Source organism: Nonomuraea sp. NPDC001684 (assembly GCF_053596515.1).
This window is the reverse complement of sequence record NZ_JBSFGJ010000053.1, coordinates 18293-33474: the sequence shown is the minus strand read 5'-3', so window position 1 is coordinate 33474 and position 15182 is coordinate 18293. Positions and strand designations below refer to the sequence as shown.

The 15182-nt window shown below is 73.6% G+C and carries 14 protein-coding genes and 1 pseudogene; 4 read left to right on the top strand and 11 right to left on the bottom strand.

All coding sequences use genetic code 11. The features are described 5' to 3' along the window. Nucleotides 1–90: 90 nt before the first annotated feature. The 8 genes from ACWCSD_RS13495 to ACWCSD_RS13460 form a co-directional block, all read right to left on the bottom strand. Nucleotides 91–1080: a hypothetical protein gene (locus ACWCSD_RS13495; protein WP_449914794.1), complete on the bottom strand. Its 990-nt coding sequence runs from the start codon at nucleotides 1078–1080 to the stop codon at nucleotides 91–93. Beyond that, entirely contained in the window at nucleotides 1077–1637 is a 561-nt protein-coding gene (locus ACWCSD_RS13490; protein WP_397163979.1) for an RNA polymerase sigma factor, read from the bottom strand. The genes ACWCSD_RS13495 and ACWCSD_RS13490 overlap by 4 nt, the downstream gene beginning before the upstream one ends. A 119-nt stretch (nucleotides 1638–1756) precedes the next feature. After that, complete coding sequence (locus ACWCSD_RS13485; protein WP_449914792.1) at nucleotides 1757–2632, bottom strand: hypothetical protein; 876 nt, start codon at nucleotides 2630–2632, stop codon at nucleotides 1757–1759. Then, nucleotides 2625–3224 (bottom strand): RNA polymerase sigma factor, encoded by a 600-nt coding sequence (locus ACWCSD_RS13480; RefSeq protein WP_397163983.1) that lies wholly within the window; start codon nucleotides 3222–3224, stop codon nucleotides 2625–2627. The genes ACWCSD_RS13485 and ACWCSD_RS13480 overlap by 8 nt, the downstream gene beginning before the upstream one ends. 106 nt (nucleotides 3225–3330) lie before the next feature. After that, entirely contained in the window at nucleotides 3331–4710 is a 1380-nt protein-coding gene (locus ACWCSD_RS13475) for an amino acid adenylation domain-containing protein (protein WP_449914790.1), read from the bottom strand. Further along, the gene (locus ACWCSD_RS13470) at nucleotides 4703–5977 is read right to left on the bottom strand and encodes a condensation domain-containing protein (protein WP_449914787.1); all 1275 of its coding nucleotides are present in this window, start codon (nucleotides 5975–5977) and stop codon (nucleotides 4703–4705) included. Before ACWCSD_RS13470 ends, ACWCSD_RS13475 begins: the two co-directional genes overlap by 8 nt. Next, nucleotides 5974–7155: a cytochrome P450 gene (locus ACWCSD_RS13465; protein ID WP_449914785.1), complete on the bottom strand. Its 1182-nt coding sequence runs from the start codon at nucleotides 7153–7155 to the stop codon at nucleotides 5974–5976. The genes ACWCSD_RS13470 and ACWCSD_RS13465 overlap by 4 nt, the downstream gene beginning before the upstream one ends. Beyond that, nucleotides 7148–7444, bottom strand: coding sequence for a phosphopantetheine-binding protein (locus ACWCSD_RS13460; protein ID WP_352353844.1), 297 nt, complete (start codon nucleotides 7442–7444; stop codon nucleotides 7148–7150). Before ACWCSD_RS13460 ends, ACWCSD_RS13465 begins: the two co-directional genes overlap by 8 nt. Before the next feature lie 118 nt (nucleotides 7445–7562). Here ACWCSD_RS13460 and ACWCSD_RS13455 point away from each other — a divergent pair, with 118 nt between their 5' ends. Next, nucleotides 7563–8015 carry a hypothetical protein gene (locus tag ACWCSD_RS13455; RefSeq protein WP_449914782.1) on the top strand — a complete coding sequence of 151 codons (453 nt, stop codon included), beginning with the start codon at nucleotides 7563–7565 and terminating at the stop codon, nucleotides 8013–8015. After that, nucleotides 8012–8170: pseudogene (locus tag ACWCSD_RS13450) on the top strand (AbfB domain-containing protein); the annotation flags it as partial. The gene ACWCSD_RS13455 and the pseudogene ACWCSD_RS13450, both read left to right, overlap by 4 nt. A 38-nt stretch (nucleotides 8171–8208) precedes the next feature. Here ACWCSD_RS13450 and ACWCSD_RS13445 read toward each other — a convergent pair. After that, nucleotides 8209–9114, bottom strand: coding sequence for a polysaccharide deacetylase family protein (locus ACWCSD_RS13445; protein ID WP_358293507.1), 906 nt, complete (start codon nucleotides 9112–9114; stop codon nucleotides 8209–8211). A 107-nt stretch (nucleotides 9115–9221) separates the two neighbouring features. Here ACWCSD_RS13445 and ACWCSD_RS13440 point away from each other — a divergent pair, with 107 nt between their 5' ends. Then, a complete protein-coding gene (locus tag ACWCSD_RS13440; RefSeq protein ID WP_397163989.1) occupies nucleotides 9222–9776 on the top strand; it encodes a TIGR00730 family Rossman fold protein in 555 nt (184 codons plus the stop codon). Nucleotides 9777–9856: 80 nt separating this feature from the next. Beyond that, the gene (locus tag ACWCSD_RS13435) at nucleotides 9857–11908 is read left to right on the top strand and encodes a SpoIIE family protein phosphatase (RefSeq protein ID WP_449914779.1); all 2052 of its coding nucleotides are present in this window, start codon (nucleotides 9857–9859) and stop codon (nucleotides 11906–11908) included. Here the strand turns inward: ACWCSD_RS13435 and ACWCSD_RS13430 are convergent, their stop codons facing one another. Both ACWCSD_RS13430 and ACWCSD_RS13425 read right to left on the bottom strand, forming a co-directional pair. Further along, nucleotides 11909–14608, bottom strand: a complete 2700-nt coding sequence (locus ACWCSD_RS13430) for a M48 family metalloprotease (protein WP_449914776.1) — start codon at nucleotides 14606–14608, stop codon at nucleotides 11909–11911. It abuts the gene before it with no gap. 2 nt (nucleotides 14609–14610) lie between these two features. Continuing rightward, nucleotides 14611–15159: a hypothetical protein gene (locus ACWCSD_RS13425; protein WP_449914774.1), complete on the bottom strand. Its 549-nt coding sequence runs from the start codon at nucleotides 15157–15159 to the stop codon at nucleotides 14611–14613. Nucleotides 15160–15182: the final 23 nt, after the last annotated feature.

The window sequence follows — 15182 nt, the reverse complement described above, 5'->3', positions numbered from 1 at the left end:
CGGCCCCACCGGCGGCTACTTCGACGCCGAGGGGCCGCTCGCCTGGTGACCGTCCCGCGCGCCTCCCCGGGAGGCGCGCGGGACCGCCGGTCAGTCCTTGATGACCGCGTCGCGGGGGCCGCCGTAGACCGGGTTCTTGTCCAGGCGCTGCTCCGTCACGAGCAGCTGGATCACCCCCTTGGCGTTCTCCTCCGCCTCCCAGACCACCCAGTTGTCGCCGACGGGCGTGCTCTGGGTGCGGTCGATGCCGTACCCTCCCGGGTTGCCGGGCGGGACGCCGATGACGGCGAAGATCACCTTCTTGCCGCGCTTCCGCAGCTCGGGCAGCACCTCGCCGACCGTCTTCTCGTCCACCCGCAGGCCCTCCAGCGAGCGGCCCTTGTCGGTGGCGACGCGGAACTCCGGCTCCATCTGCCGCGGCGTGGGCGCGGGCACCGGCTCGCAGGGCGACACCGGGCCCTCCATCAGGTACGTCGTGGTCGTGCCGGTCCTGCCGCTGATGGTCCAGACGAACGTCTGGCCAGGACCGAACAGCTTGCTGTTGATGCGCATCTGCCAGCCCTCGGTCTCGCCGGGGATGTTCTCCGGCACGCTGTAGAGACCGCGCGGGATGTTCTCCACGAACTTCCCGCGCGGTTCGCGGCACATCATGCCCGTGGGGACGTGGTCCACCATCGCGGGCACACCCAGCTCCTTCAACCGCCGCTCCAGCGCCGGGGCGTCGTCGAAGTCGCGGATCTGGATCGTCACCATCCCGTCGTCCAGGTTGACGGCCCACGAGGCGGGCGCGCCGTCCTTCAGCACGATGGGGACCGTCACCACACCCGCGGCCAGCGCGACCGCGGCGGCCAGCCCGAACGCCAGCCGCCTCGGCCTGACGCCCCGCCGCACCCGTGGGGCCGTGCCCGGCTCCGGCCCCGGCTCTTCGGCGGTGATCGCGGCCAGCAGCGCCCGCGCCCCCGCGCCGGACGGCTCACCTGCCCGCTCGCCCGGCGCGACCCGGGCCAACGCCCTGATCGCCGCGATCTCGTCGACCTTCTTCACGGTGTCCTTCACGGTGTCCTTCACGGTGTCCTTCACAGCGCTCCCCCCAACGGCCTCTCCGCCGGGACCAGCCGGCTCTCTGCGGTGACGTGCACGCCCGCCGACGTCAGAGCGCGCGACAGGCGCTTGCGGGCGCGGTGCAGCCTGATGCGCACGGCGTTGCGGGACAGCCCCAGCGCCTTCGCGATCTCCTCGCGCTCCAGCCCTTCCCAGGCGACCAGGGACAGCAGCTCCCGGTCGTCGTCGGGCAGGCTGCGGAACGCCCGGCCGATCGCGTCCAGCTCGACCTGGGTGTCGGGCGAGTGGCCGTACCGGTCGGCCAGTTCGGCGTCGAGCTCGGCCGTGCGCTCCCTGCGGCGGTTGTCGCCCCGGAAGTGGTTGGCCAGCACCTTGCGCGCCACCCCGTACAGCCAGAGGGTGGCCTCCGGGCCCTCCGGCAGCTCGTCCACCCGCCGCCAGGCGACGGTGAAGGTCTCGGCCACCACGTCGGCGGCGTCCTGAGGCGAGTCGCACCGGCGTACGGCGTAGGCGGTGATCTGGCCGTAGGCCCGGTCGTAGGCGGCCTCGAACCTGGCCGACCGCTCGTCATCCACGGGCGGTTCCCATGGCGGATCTCCTCATCGAATCATTTGTTCGGACACCTCTGCCTATGTGCGCGCACGCGCCATCATTTCGCCGGAAACAGCGGCGAGGTGTGAGAGGAGCCGGAAGGTCACTCGCCGCTCACCGGGTTCTTCGGCACCCGCTTCTCCGACACCAGGAGCCGTACCGCGCCCTGCCGTTCCGGCTCGGCGGCCCACACCACCCAGTGGCCGCCCACCTTCGCCGACTGCTCGCGCGGGTTCACCGAGAAGCCGTTCCCGTCGGGAGCGGGTTCGATGATCTGGAACGTCACCTCCAGCCCCCGCCTGCGCGTCTCGGCCAGGACCTCGGCGACCGTGCGGCCGTCGGCGACGTACCCCTCCAGGGCCTCGCCCTTCCGACCGGCGTCGGTGTTGTTCTGGTACGGCTCGCCGGGCCTGGCCGGACGGCCGAGGTAGAGCGTCCCCTTGCCGCCGAACCCCTTGGAGACGGTGACGGTGAGCGCGCAGCCCGGCTGCCCGGGGGTGCAGCCGTGCGGCCGGAGGGTGCCGCCGATGCGATCGCGCTCGGTCGTGCCGGCGAAGCCGAGCCGGAAGACCCGGCCGACCCCCGTCGGGGACGCGGGCCGCAGGTCGAGGGCGACGTCCAGGCCCATCGCCCGGAACGCCTCGTTGTAGAGGGCGTGGTCGGCGAACGGGTCCGTGATCGTGGCCACGTACTCGTCGCCGCGCAGCTCGATGTCGATGGCGGCGTTGGCGTACGCGGCCGGACGGGCGTCGCGACCGGCCACCACCGGCCCCAGCACGGCCACGGCGGCCAGCACGGCGGCCGCCAGCAGCCCCGCGAGCAGGAAGCGGCCGCGCCGGGGAACGCGCGGCGCGGCCGGGACGCGGTCCCTCTCCGCGGCCAGCGCGGCCAGGAAGCGGCCCTCCTGCGCGGCCAGCGCGTCCGCGGCGGGCGCGGGCACCTCGCAGCGGAGGCGTTCGAGCTCGGTCATCTCATTCATGGACGGGCTCCTCGCTGACGATGGCCATGGGGTTGACTCCGCCGAGCTCCCCGCGCAACTTCTCCCTGGCCCGGTTGATCCGCGACCGCACGGTTCCGACGCGTACGTCCAGCGCCTCGGCGACCTCGGGGTACGTCAGCCCGGCCCAGGCGACCAGGAGCAGCGCGTCCCGGTGCCCCCGGGGCAGCGTCGCCAGCGCCCCGGCCAGGCGGCGGCGGGCCGCGGCGGCGCTGACCCGGTCGTCGCTGCGGTCGGTGAAGGAGGCCGTGACCGGGTCGGCGCCGGTGCGTTCGAGCACCCGCAGCTGGTGCACCTCGGTGCGCACGTGGCGGCCCATCAGGTTGGTGGCGATGCCGTACAGCCAGGGACGGGCGTGCGGGCGGGACAGGTCGTAACGGCCGCGCTGCCGGAACGCCGTCAGGAACGTCTCCGCCACCACGTCGTCCGCGGCGTCGGCCCCCAGCCTTCTGGTGACGTACCGGGTGATGCCGGAGGCGTGCCGGCGGAACAGCTCGGCGAAGGCTTCCGGTTCGTGCAGGGAGCGTTGGACATGGGAGGCGTCATCACCTTCCGTAGGGTTCGGGGCGCTCACTTCGTGGCCTTTCGGCGATGAATCAGGACAACTGTTGTTGCCTGACCGGCCGCGAGCGGTTCCCGGCGACCGCGTACGGAACGCCCCCCATCGTCCCGGGAGGCGGTCAGCCGCCGTCGAGGGCGTTGTAGTCGACCTTGCCGTTGGGCAGCCGCGGCAGCGCGTCCAGCCGCTGGAACACCGTCGGGACGGCCACGATCGGCAGCCGGTCCAGCAGGTGGGCGCGCAGGGCCCGGCGGTCGATCCGGTCCTCGCCGGTGACGAGGTAGCCCTTCAGCCGGGCCGGTCCTGAACCGGCCCGCGCGACCCCGACGGCGGCGGCCAGCACGCCGGGGAAGCCCGCCATGGCGTGCTCGATCTCCGCCCGTTCCAGCCGCGCGCCGCCCAGCTTGAGCTGGTGGTCGGCGCGGCCGTGGAACAGCAGCTCGCCGTCCGGGCGCAGGGAGACCAGGTCGCCGGTACGGTAGGCGTCCCCGAGGCCCTCGGCCAGGCCGGGGCCGGAGATCACCAGCTCCCCGACGCCGTCCGGGCCGGGATCGGCGATGGACACCCGCGCCCCCGGGACCGGGCGGCCGATCGGCACCCGGGCCGCCGCCGCGTCCTCGGGGACGCAGCGGTGGACCGTGCTCCAGACGGTGCACTCGGTGGGGCCGTACTCGTTGTGCAGCACCGCGCCGGGCAGCGCCGCGTAGTGCTCCCCGACCAGCGCGGGCGGGCACGTCTCGCCCGCGACGATCACCGTGCCGAGCGACCCGAACGCGTCGGCCAGGCCGTTGCGGAGCGCCAGCCCGTAGAACGACGGCACCATGAGCAGGTGCGAGGGCCGGTGCTCGACGGCGAAGCGCGCGACGGCGGCCAGGTCGGACGGGCGCTGGCTCGGGATGACCAGCCTGCCGCCGCAGGCCAGCGTCCAGTAGATGCCGGCGACCGAGCTGTCGAACGAGATGGACGAGCAGAGCAGGAACCCGCTGACCGGCGCCGCGTAGTGGGCCAGCCGGGCCCCGGTCGACCAGGCCAGGGCGGCCCGCGAGACGGTGACGGGCTTCGGCGTGCCCGTCGAGCCGCTGGTGAAGCAGGTGTAGGCGAGCCGCGCCGAGGTCGCGGGCAGCGGCCCGTCCGGCAGTTCCGTGCCGGACATCTCCACGCGACGGGCCGGGCCGGTCAGCGGGACGATCATGTCGGGCTCGATGAGCGCGATCCGGGCCCCGCACGCCTGCGCGACGTCCTGCTGGCGCTGGAAGGGGAAGGCGGCGTCGATGGCCACGTAACGGCCGCCGGCCCGCAGGACGGCGAGCATGCCGATCACCGCCCACCGGGACAGATGCGCGTGGATCACCACGGGCTCGTCGGGGCGCAGGCCCGCGTCCAGCAACACCCGGGCCAGCCCGGCGCTGATCCGGTCCAGGTCCCGGTAGGACAGCTCGCCCTCGCGGTCGGCGATCGCCGTGGCCGCGCCGCCCAGGTGCGGCTCGATGAGCTCAAGCATCGGCCAGCCGCTCCAGCACGCGCAGGAACCCGGCGACCTTCGCCTCCACCCAGTCCCGGCCGAACATCGCGGCCTCGTAGGCGACGATGCCGACCACCTCCTCGTCCACCCGCATCGACCACAGCAGGTGCACCGGCATCACGGGCGCGGGCTGCCGCTCCTCCGGCACGGGCGTCAGCACCAGCGCCGGGTCCTCGGCGGTGGGGGCGAACGGCGTCCTGGGGATGAGCTGGAACACCGGGAAGGTGCGCTCGACGACCTCCGACGGGTCGAACATCACGGCCGCCAGCTCCGGCGCCTGCGGCAGCACCCGCAGCAGCGGCACGTCGTGCCGGTAGGCCGCCCGGCACGCCTCGTCGGCGCGGCGGCTCAGCTCGTCCAGGTCGGCGGGGTCGCCGGTGGTGATCCGCAGCCACAACATGTTGAGCATGAACCCGGCCGTGTACCACTCCGACGGCTTGCGCCCCGCGGTGATGACCGGCACGACCGCGTCGTGGCGCCCGGCCCAGACCGACGCGGTGAACGCCGTCAGCAGCAGGGTGAACGGCGTGGTCCGGCGGCGGCGGGCCGCCCGGCCCAGGTCCCGCCACAGCGGGCCGGGCACGGTGAAGCGGCACGTCCGCTGGTCGCCGCGCCTGCCGGGCGTCGGCACCGGCATGGCGAGCTCCGCCACGCCGTCCAGCCGCTCCTTCCAGTACGGCAGCGCGTCGGTGATCGTCCGCTCCCAGGAGGGCGAGAAGTCGTCGGCGGCGACCTCGGCGTACCCCATGACGGCGGAGCCGGGCGGCGGCCCGCCGCGCAGCCGGGCGGTGTAGGCGTCCGACAGGTCGCGCGCCAGCAGCGGCAGCGACCAGGCGTCGGAGGTGAGGTGGTGGGCGACGATCACCAGCAGGCTCGTGCCGTCCGCGCACCGGCCCAGGTGCACCCACAACAACGGCGGCTCCTCCGGCGGGTACGCCGAGCCGGTGGCCATCGCGAGGAAGGCGTCCTCGTCGTCCACGTCGTGCACCAGCAGGCGGCCCGGCGCGCTCTCGTGCACCCGCGCCCGGACCTCGCCGTCCGGGTCGCGCGACACGGCCGTGCGCAGCGCGTCGTGCCTGGCCACGACGTCTTCCACGGCCAGGCGCAGCACGCCGGCGTCCACCTCGTGCGCCACCCGGTAGGCCGCCCGCACGATGAACGTCGAGTTGACCACGCTCCCCGGCACGGCCTGCTCCAGCCCGAGCAGCAGCTGCTGGGCGTAGGTGAACGGGATCTCTGTCGTCATTGGCCTCTCCTGGGCGTCCCCGAGATGATCAGCTTCTTGAAACCGGTGAGGAAGGTCGATCGCACCCGGACCGGTTCGCCGGCCACCTCGACGTCGGCGAAGGTCGCGAAGAGCGACGCGAAGAACAGCCGCAGCGTCAGCCGGGCCAGGTGGGATCCGATGCAGTAGTGGTGTCCGCTGCCGAAGGCGAGGTGGCGGTTGGGCGTGCGGGCCGGGTCGAACGTGTCGGGGTCGGCGAAGACGGCGGGGTCGCGGTTGGCCGAGCCGATCCAGGCGACCACGGGCTCGCCCGCCGCGAGCTCCACGCCCGACAGCCGCACCGGCCGGGTCGTGTGCCGCATGAAGTGACTGCCGGGCGACGCCCAGCGCAACGCCTCCTCGACCCCGTCGCGCAGCAGGTCCGGACGGCCGGCCCAGGCGCGGTAGCCGCCGCCCCTGGCCAGCTCGAACACCGTCGAGCTGGCCACGTTCGGCAGGGTGACGCTCGCCCCCAGCAGCAGGCTGTAGCAGTTGGAGACGGCCGTGCCGGGGTCCATCCGGCCGCCGTCCGGCGACACCATCAGGCTGATCAGGTCGTCGCCCGGTTTGCGGGCGCGCTCCCGCACCAGGTGCAGGAAGTAGGCGAACAGCTCCCGGTGCGCCCGGCGCAGCGTCCCGGACGCGTCGCCGGCGAGCTGGTAGTCGGGGTCGTCCTCGGCGCTGGCCGCCATGACCAGCGTCAGCAGGCGCGGACGGTCGTCGCGGGGCAGCTCCAGCAGCGGCCCGACCAGCGCCAGCGGCAACCCCCGTACGGCGGCGGCCAGGTCGAACTCCGGCCCGTCCAGGCCGGGGGCGAGCAGGGCGGTGATCGCCGCGATGACGGACGGCTCGTAGGCCGTGGCCGACCGCATGCCCATGACCTTCTGCAGCGGGGCGCGCATCCGGTCGTGCTCGGGCGGGTCGGTGGCGGCGAGCTGCCGCCCGGCGGCCGGGTCGTCGCGGCCCAGGAGCTTGAGCAGGGTGCCGCGCTCGCTGGTGAAGCACATGTGGTCGCGCAGGACGCGGTCCACGTCGGCGTACCGGGTGACCGACCAGAAGCCCCGGTCGTGCCGGTGCACCGGGTCGTTCTCGCGCAACCACCGCCAGGTCTCGTGCTGCCCGCCCGCCTCGAACAGGCCGGGGTCGGCGAGGTCACGCATGGTCGAGCGGGGCCGGCGAGCCGATCACCTCGGCCAGCTCGGCGATGGTCGGCGACAGGAACAGCGTCCAGGCGGGCACCTCGAAGCCGAACTCCCGGTCGATCGCGAACTGCACGTCGGCCGCCAGCAGGGAGTCGCCGCCCAGCTCGAAGAAGTCGTCCTCGATGCCGACGGGCGCGACGCCCAGCTTGGCCGACCACAGGCCGGCCAGCCGCCGTTCGATGTCGGTGCGCGGAGCCTCGTACGCCGATTCCAGTTCGAGGTCGTCCCGTGACGTGACAGTGGTCATCCCAGCTCCGTGGTGAGGTGAACGCGAAGACCCGGCCACCCTGCCCCCAAGGATGTTGAGCCCCCGTTGAGAATCCGTTGATCAACCCGCCCGGCTAGACTCCCGCCGGGAGGTGACCGTGAACGGTCCGCGCACGAGGAACGCGCTGCCGGCCCTCTGCCTGTCGGCCGCCCTCACCGCCTGCGGAACCCAGTGGTTCCCCCATCGCCTCCAGGCCGACCCGGCGGCCCTCGCCCAGGTCAGGGAGATCGGCCGGACAGTGCGACAGGAGCAGGCGGAGCTGGCCCATGACGGCACGATCCAAGTCGAGGACATCGTGGTGCTGGACCTCGGCGCCGCCACCTTCGAGGAGGCCCTGCGCCTGGCGCACGACCGCCTGCGGCGGCGCGGCTGGCAGGACGACGCGGACGGGCCGGATCGCCTCGGGATGAGCTCGCCCGCCTGGAAGCAGGCGTCACTCACCGTCGGCTCCCTCTGGAGCGCCGGCACCCACCGGATGCAGGCGGACGCCTACGCCGGTCGGCTGAAGTCCGATGCGGTCGTCGTGGTGCGGCTGTGTGAAACGGCGTGAGCCCGGCCCGCGTCTCGCTGCGCGCGACCACGGCCTGCTGCACCACCCGCTACCTGCGCCACCAGAACGACCAGGTGGTCACGTCGGTGATCGGTTCCGGCAGCTCGTCGCTGGACAGGAGCGACGCCACGTGGATCGTCCGCAGCGGCCTGGCCGGGGCCCGAGCCGTCCCCGGCCCGCGGCCGGGGACGGCTCAGTGCATGTCGGCCGGGCGCGCCCGCCCGTCGAAGGGAAAGCGGGCGCGGAAGTCGATCTCGGCCTCGGCCATCGACATGAACGTGACCCCCTTGTGCCCGCGCATGTACGCGATGAGCCGCTCCAGCATCAGCAGCACCTGGGGACGCCCGCTGACGTCGGGATGCAGCGTGACGGGGAAGACCGCGTAGTCCAGCTCGCGGTAGACCCAGTCGAACTGGTCGCGCCACTGCTGTTCGAGGTCGCGCGGGTTGACGAAGCCGTGGCTGTTCGGCGAGCTCTTGATGAACATCATCGGCGGCAGGTCGTCCAGGTACCAGTTGGCCGAGAACTCCACCAGGTCCACCTCCTGGCCCGGCACGAGCGGCTTCATCCAGGACGAGGCGGCCTGCTCGTAGTCGATGTGCGTCCACTGCTCGCCCTTGCGGGCGTAGAAGGGCTGGAAGTCGCGGTAGGACTGCGAGTGGTCGTAGCCGAAGCCGTAGCGCAGCAGCAGCTCGACGGTCCGCGCGGACATCTCCCACCATGGCGCCACATAGCCCCGGGGCCGGACGCCGAGCACCTTGTCCAGCACCTCCAGGCTGCGCGCCAGGACGTCCTCCTCCTGCTGGGCGGACATCGCGACCGGGTTCTCGTGCATGTAGCCGTGCGCGCCGACGTCGTGCCCGGCCTCGACGATCCGCCGCATCTGGTCGGGGAACGACTCCGCCGAATGCCCGGGGACGAACCAGCTCGTCCTGATCCCCTCGCGGGCGAACAGGCGCAGCAGCCTCGGGGTCCCGACCTCGGCGGCGAACACGCCCCGCTGGATGTCGTTGGGCGAGTCCTGGCCGCCGTACGAGCCGATCCAGCCCGCCACGGCGTCCACGTCCACGCCGAAGCAGACGTTGATGGCTTTCTTCATGGACCAGGACGTACCCCCGCCATGACGGACGGGCACCGGGCTCGACGGATCTTGGGCAGATCCTTCCCAGGTGCCCTGGCCTGGACAGGTTCGCCTACAGTTACGGCGTGAACATCTGCGTCTTCTGCTCCGCCGCCGACCTCGACGAGCGTTACACCCGCCCAGCCCGCGAGTTCGCCGAGCTCATCGGCAAGGGCGGGCACACCCTGGTGTGGGGCGGCTCCGACAGCGGCCTGATGAAGGTCATGGCCGACGGCGTGCAGGAGGCCGGCGGCCGCCTGGTGGGCGTCTCGGTCGAGTTCCTGGCGCACAAGGCCCGTCCGGGCGCCGACGAGATGATGATCACCCGCGACCTGGCCGAGCGCAAGGCGCAGCTCCTGTCCCGCGCCGACGGCTTCGTCATCATGGTGGGCGGCAGCGGCACGCTCGACGAGGCCACCGAGATCCTGGAGCTGCGCAAGCACGGCCTGCACAGCAAGCCGGTCGTGCTGCTGAACACCGCGGGCTTCTACGACGGGCTCAAGCAGCAGTTCCAGCGCATGGAGGCGGAGGGCTTCCTGCCGTTGCCCCTCGCCGAGCTGGTGTTCTTCGCCGAGGAGGCCGTCGGGGCGATCGCCTACCTGGAGGAGCAGTCGGGCCTGGTCCCGGGCGCCGGCGGCTGACCGGCCCCCGCGGCGCGCGTTCGGGGCGGATCGTGCGCGGGTAGGGGGGAGGGAGGCTGTGGCCGTCGGGGGAGGTCACGATGGGGGCTGACGGCGAGCCCGCGGGCAGCGGGCTGGCGTTCGAGGTGCTGGACCCGGCGCCGGTCGGCGTGGTGGTCGCGCGCGGCCCCGAACACCGCCTGGTCTACACCAACGCCGTCTACCGCTCCCTGTTCGCCGACAGCCGCACCGGGATGCCGGTCGAGGAGGCGTTCGCGGAGTTCGTCCAGGTGCACTTCCGTGCGCAGTTCGACCGGGTCTACGCCACCGGCGAGCCGTTCGTCACCACGGCGGAGCCGGAGTACGTCGTCGGGCCGCAGTGCGAGGAGCCGCGGTTCTTCACCTGCAGCCTGTCGCGCGTGGTCTTCGGGCCGGGCGACTACGGCGTGCTCGAAGTGGTGATGGAGGTGACCGAGCAGGTCACCGCGGCCCGCCGGATCGAGGCCCTGGCCGAGGAGCGCCGCCGCATCCTGCGCCGCTACGAGAGCCTGATGAAGGTCAGCGCGCAGATCGTCTGGGTGACCACCCGCGACGGCTACGTGCACGAGCCCAGCCCGAGCTGGGAGCGGGTCACCGGACAGCCGTGGGAGGGGCACCGCGGGCAGGGCTGGCTGAGGATGGTCCATCCCGACGACCGCCAGGACACGATCAGGTCGTGGTCCGGGGCGGTCAGCAGGGCCAGCGAGACCTGGGAGCACGTCTACCGGCTGCACACCGCCGACGGCTCCTACCGGCACTTCGAGATGCGCGCCGTGCCCATCTGCGAGAACGGTCAGGTCGTGGAGTGGGTGGGGTCGTGCACCGACATCGAGGAGCAGTGGCAGGAGCAGCGGCGGCAGCGCCTGCTCGACAGCGCCGCGGCGGCCACGGCCCAGCTCAGCAGCCTGGAGGAGATGCTCGGCGCGCTGTCCGATGTCATCGTGCCCGAGCTGGCCGACGGCTGCGGTGTCTACCTCGTCACCGACCTGACCGGCGATCGGCGCGGCGCGGTGCCGTTCGTCGTCGAGCGGCTGGCCGGCGCGGCGCGTCGCGGCCTGGTGCCGCTGTCGCCGTACAGCGAGGAGCAGCTCGACGACGGCAACGCCTTCGTGGCGGTCGTCCGCCGGCGGCGGCCCGTGCTCCAGACGTTCCCCGCCGGGTGCCCGCCGCCCGACCTGGCGCCCGCCGGCACCCGCGCGTGGCTGGCCGCCAGCGGCGCCAACAGCATGCTGGTCCTGCCGGTCGTGGTCGACGGCGCGGTGCCCGCCGTGGTCGGGGTGGTGACGTGCGGGGACCGTCCGGCGATCAACCGGGCCGACATCACGCTGCTGGGCAACATGTTCGGCCACGCCCACGACGCGCTGAGCCGGGCCATCCGCTTCCAGCGCACCCAGCAGGTCGCGCTGGCCCTGCAGTACAGCCTGCTCGCCGAGCCGCCGCGCCTGCCCGGCCTGCGGATCGTGGCCCGCTACCGGGCCAGTCCCAGCGCCGCCGAGGTGGGCGGCGACTGGTACGACTCCTTCGTCCTGCCCGACGGCGTCCCGGCGCTGGTCATCGGCGACGTGGCGGGGCACGACCTGTCGGCGGCCGTCCTGATGAGCCAGTTGCGCAACATGCTGCGGGCGCTGGCGATGGACCGCCGCGAGCCGCCCGGCGAGATCCTGACCCGGCTCAACGTCGCGATGGAGTCGTTGTCCTCCGAGGTCACGGCCACGTGCGTGTTCGCCCGCGTGGAGGAGGGCAACGGCGGCCACCGGCTGCGGTTCGCGGTGGCCGGCCATCCGCCGCCCCTGCTGGTCACCGCCCAGGGCCACGGACGTTTCCTGGAGGAAGCCGTCAGCCCGCTGCTCGGCTTCTTCGACGACGAGACCCGCGCTTCCGCGGCCGAGCCGCTGCCGCCGGGCAGCACGCTGCTGCTCTACACCGACGGGCTCATCGAACGGTCGGGCGAGCACCTGGACCTCGGTCTCGAACGGCTGCGCCGGGTGGCGGAGTCGCTCGCCGCCGAGCCGCTGGAGAGCTTCTGCGACCAGGTGCTCAGCGGCCTGCCCAGCACCGGCCTCGACGACATCGCCATCATCGCCCTGCGGCTGCCGCCCGCGCGGGAGGAGTGATCACGAGGGCAGCACGCCCGTGACCACGCACAGGCTGCGCAGAGCGTCGTGGTCGAGGATCGCCCGTGCGGAGTCCCCGGCCAGCAGGGCGGCCGCGGTCTCGCGTCCCATGGCCTGGACGGCCGGGTCGCGCGCGGCCATGGCGTACCCGGCGCTCCTGGCCATGCCCGCGATGACGCGGGAGAAGTCGCCCAAGGTGTCGGTGAACAGCAGTCCGGAGCTGACCGCGCCGACGGCCGAGCAGGTGCGGGCCGGTGGCAGCGGGCCCCGGGGAGCCGCGCCGAGCTCGCGGGCCACGGCCGCGCGATCGACGGCCACCGGCCTGTCGCCCGCGGCGGCCACCATGTTGACGGCCAGGTAGCCGAAGAGCAGCGTGGCGAGTGCGGTGGGGACGAGCGACAACACGGCGCCGACCGGCCGCCCGGTGACGCCGTTCCACGGACGCGCTCCCCAAGGCCGGGGGGCCGCGGCGGACAGCGCCTGCGCGGCGCCGCGCAGGGCGCTGCCCAGCCACGCGGCGCCGGTGCCCACGACGACCAGCCCGGCGAACCCGACCGAGAAGAACGGCCCGCTCTGCGACAGGTCGACGAGGCGCGGCAGAGGAGCCATGCAGGACGACAGATTCTCGGCGCCGCACGCCGCGATGACCAGGTGGATCATGATGAGCGGCACCAGGCCGAACACGGTCAGCAGCATGAGGATCCCGGCGCCCGCCACGACCGGCGCGGCGCCGCCCCGCCCTCCGGCCGCCACACCGAAGCAGAACGCCCCGGTCAGGGCCACGGCGGTCGCCACGACGAGCAGAGGGGCGAAGAGAGCGGCCGCGCTCTCCATGGGCACGGCCCCCGTGAGCGGCACGCCGCCGAAGGTCGAGCGCAGCCATCCGTAGAAGGGGATCATCACCCCGGCGTAGACGAGGCAGATCGCCAGCGCGGTGACGTTGACCGCCGGCAGCGGCATGCGGGGGGCCGCCAGACGGCTCGGCGGGGCGTCCCGCCAGACGGCCGCGAGGGGCCGGGGCGGCAGGCCGCGCCGCACCGCCCAGCCGATCGACGCGGTGGCGCAGGCCAGCACGACGCAGAGCTGCAACGCCGGGCTGAAAGCGGCGGTGAACAGGCCGTACCAGAGAATGTCCCGGCTCGCCGCGCTGTCGATCATCGACGCGATCATGTCGAACCAGTGGCTCAGCCACGCCCCGAAGATCACCGCCGACAGCGCCGAGCCGGCCAGCGCGGCCGTCCGGACCCGCCGGGCCAGCGGCAGCCACACCGACGCGCACAGGACCGCCCACCTCAGCATGAGCTGGAACAGGACGGCGAGCAGCGCCGCCAGCGCGACCGCGATCACGGGGGAGTCGGCCAGGACGTCGGCCCACGAGCCGGCCGCGGTCGGCAGCGGCGGCGCGACGAGCTGACCGGTCACCGTCCCCGCCGTCATCGCCAGCGCGGCGGGCAGCGTGGACGGCGGACGCGTGTGCGTGGCCTGCGCCAGCAGCCCGGCCCGCCACACGGTGCCGGCGACCGCCCCGGTGGCCAGCGCCCCGAACAGCACCCCGACGGCCAGGCGCTCCGGGCTGAACAGGGAGGCCACGGGCACCGTGAAGGTCACCTCCACGAGCTGGACGCACGGCGAGTACCCCAGTCCGAGCAGCGCGCCGGCGGCAGCGGACTCCACCACGCCGATCCGGAACAGCCGGGGCGCGCCGCGGATGACGCCGGCCCGCTCCTCGTCGCCCGGGTGGAAGGACCACGGTCCCCGGTCCCGTCGGCGCCGCCGGTTGTGCGGCCGTGACGGGCTCAGGGTGTCCAGGAGCAGCCGCTCGCCGTCCGGTGTGGCGCAGCCGCGCAGGTCGGCGTAGTACTCCCTGGTCCTGAGCACCGAGGTGCGGGCGAACCACAGCAGGGCCAGCACGGCCGCCAGCCGCCACGGCAGGACGGTGAGCAGGCCCGGCTGGACCGCCGCGAGCAGCAGCAGGGGCAGCGCGACGACCAGCAGGTACGCCCACCAGACCGCCAAGGCGAACGTGGTCAGGCCGACGTCCTTGTTGCGCAGATGGGCCAGCTCGTGGGCGAGGACGGTGTCGAGTTGCCCGGGGTCGGCGTCGGCCGCGCGCAGCAGCCCGAGGTCGAGGATGATCCGGTACCGGGGACGACGGCCGAAGGCCCGGCCGCTCGCGCTCGCGCGCAGGGTCGCGACGTACACCTCCGTCCCTGGGGCCAGGGCCCGTACGGTGTCCTCGACGCGCCGCACCACGGCGGCCATGCCCTCGTCCACCGCGAACTGGGCCAGCGGTCGGGGGCCGGAGAGCATGACCAGGCGCGGGTGCAGGAGGTGGATCACGACGGCCACCGCCAGCAGCTCGGCCACCATGCCGATCACCACCCACCCGGTGCGCGCCGAATACCGCTGGACACAGTCGATGTAGGCAGAGACCAGGACGCCGTCGGGGATCCGTCCCGCGCCGGATCCCGCGGCCAGGGCGCAGGCACGATAGCCGCGGTCAGGGCTGCCGGCGGCGTACCGGTCGAGCAGGACCAGGTACAGGTGCACGGCGCTGGTGACCGCGACGACGATCATGAGCAGGAAGCGGGCCGTGGTCGCAGCCGGCAGCGCGAACGGGTCCAGCCGCGGCGGAGGCGGCGTCGCGGGCGTGCCGGCCCGCGCCGTCGCCTGCCGGAAGGGGCCGGCGGGCGGGGCCACGGTCAGGGCCGCGGGTCGATGAGGGCCGCGGCGAGCAGCGTGTTGACGCGCTGGGCCAGCTCCTCGGGCATCCCCGCCGCCAGCACGATCTCGGCCGCCTGCGCGCCGATCGCCGCCGCCTCGACCGCGCTGACCCTGGGCAACGGCGTGCGCTCGCCCTGCGGGGCGACGGCCGAGGTCAGCGCCCTGCGACGGCGGCGCTCCCGCCACCGGGCCCGCAGCCGGTCGACCCGTTCGGTGGTCATGCCCGTCAGCACCTCGCAGGCCACGCCGTTGAGCAGGGTCAGAACCACGCCGAGCACGAGCTGCATGCCCTCGCCCGCGTCGAAGCCGGTGGGCTGGTCGCGTTCGCGTCCGCGCAGCGTGGCGCGGACCGCGCGTCTGCGGGCGGCCGGGTTGCCGAAGAAGTCCGCGCAGGCCAGGGGCAGGAAGCGCACCTCCTCGGGGGCGACGTCGAGCAGGATCGTCCGGGCGGCCTCTTCGATGGTCGGCGCCGTACGACGGGAGCCGTCGCCGGAAATGCCGGGTTCTGGGGAGCCTGGTTCGGGCATGTCTCCTCGCCTGACTTGAACTG

Excerpts from the sequence above, each read along its gene's own strand:
- ACWCSD_RS13465 (WP_449914785.1), bottom strand. The coding sequence starts at position 7,155 with ATGCGTGACCTCGCCGACCCCGGCCTGTTCGAGGCGGGCGGGCAGCAC.
- ACWCSD_RS13485 (WP_449914792.1), bottom strand. The coding sequence starts at position 2,632 with ATGAATGAGATGACCGAGCTCGAACGCCTCCGCTGCGAGGTGCCCGCG.
- ACWCSD_RS13475 (WP_449914790.1), bottom strand. The coding sequence starts at position 4,710 with ATGCTTGAGCTCATCGAGCCGCACCTGGGCGGCGCGGCCACGGCGATC.
- ACWCSD_RS13460 (WP_352353844.1), bottom strand. The coding sequence starts at position 7,444 with ATGACCACTGTCACGTCACGGGACGACCTCGAACTGGAATCGGCGTAC.
- ACWCSD_RS13445 (WP_358293507.1), bottom strand. The coding sequence starts at position 9,114 with ATGAAGAAAGCCATCAACGTCTGCTTCGGCGTGGACGTGGACGCCGTG.
- ACWCSD_RS13470 (WP_449914787.1), bottom strand. The coding sequence starts at position 5,977 with ATGACGACAGAGATCCCGTTCACCTACGCCCAGCAGCTGCTGCTCGGG.
- ACWCSD_RS13425 (WP_449914774.1), bottom strand. The coding sequence starts at position 15,159 with ATGCCCGAACCAGGCTCCCCAGAACCCGGCATTTCCGGCGACGGCTCC.
- ACWCSD_RS13435 (WP_449914779.1), top strand. The coding sequence starts at position 9,857 with ATGGGGGCTGACGGCGAGCCCGCGGGCAGCGGGCTGGCGTTCGAGGTG.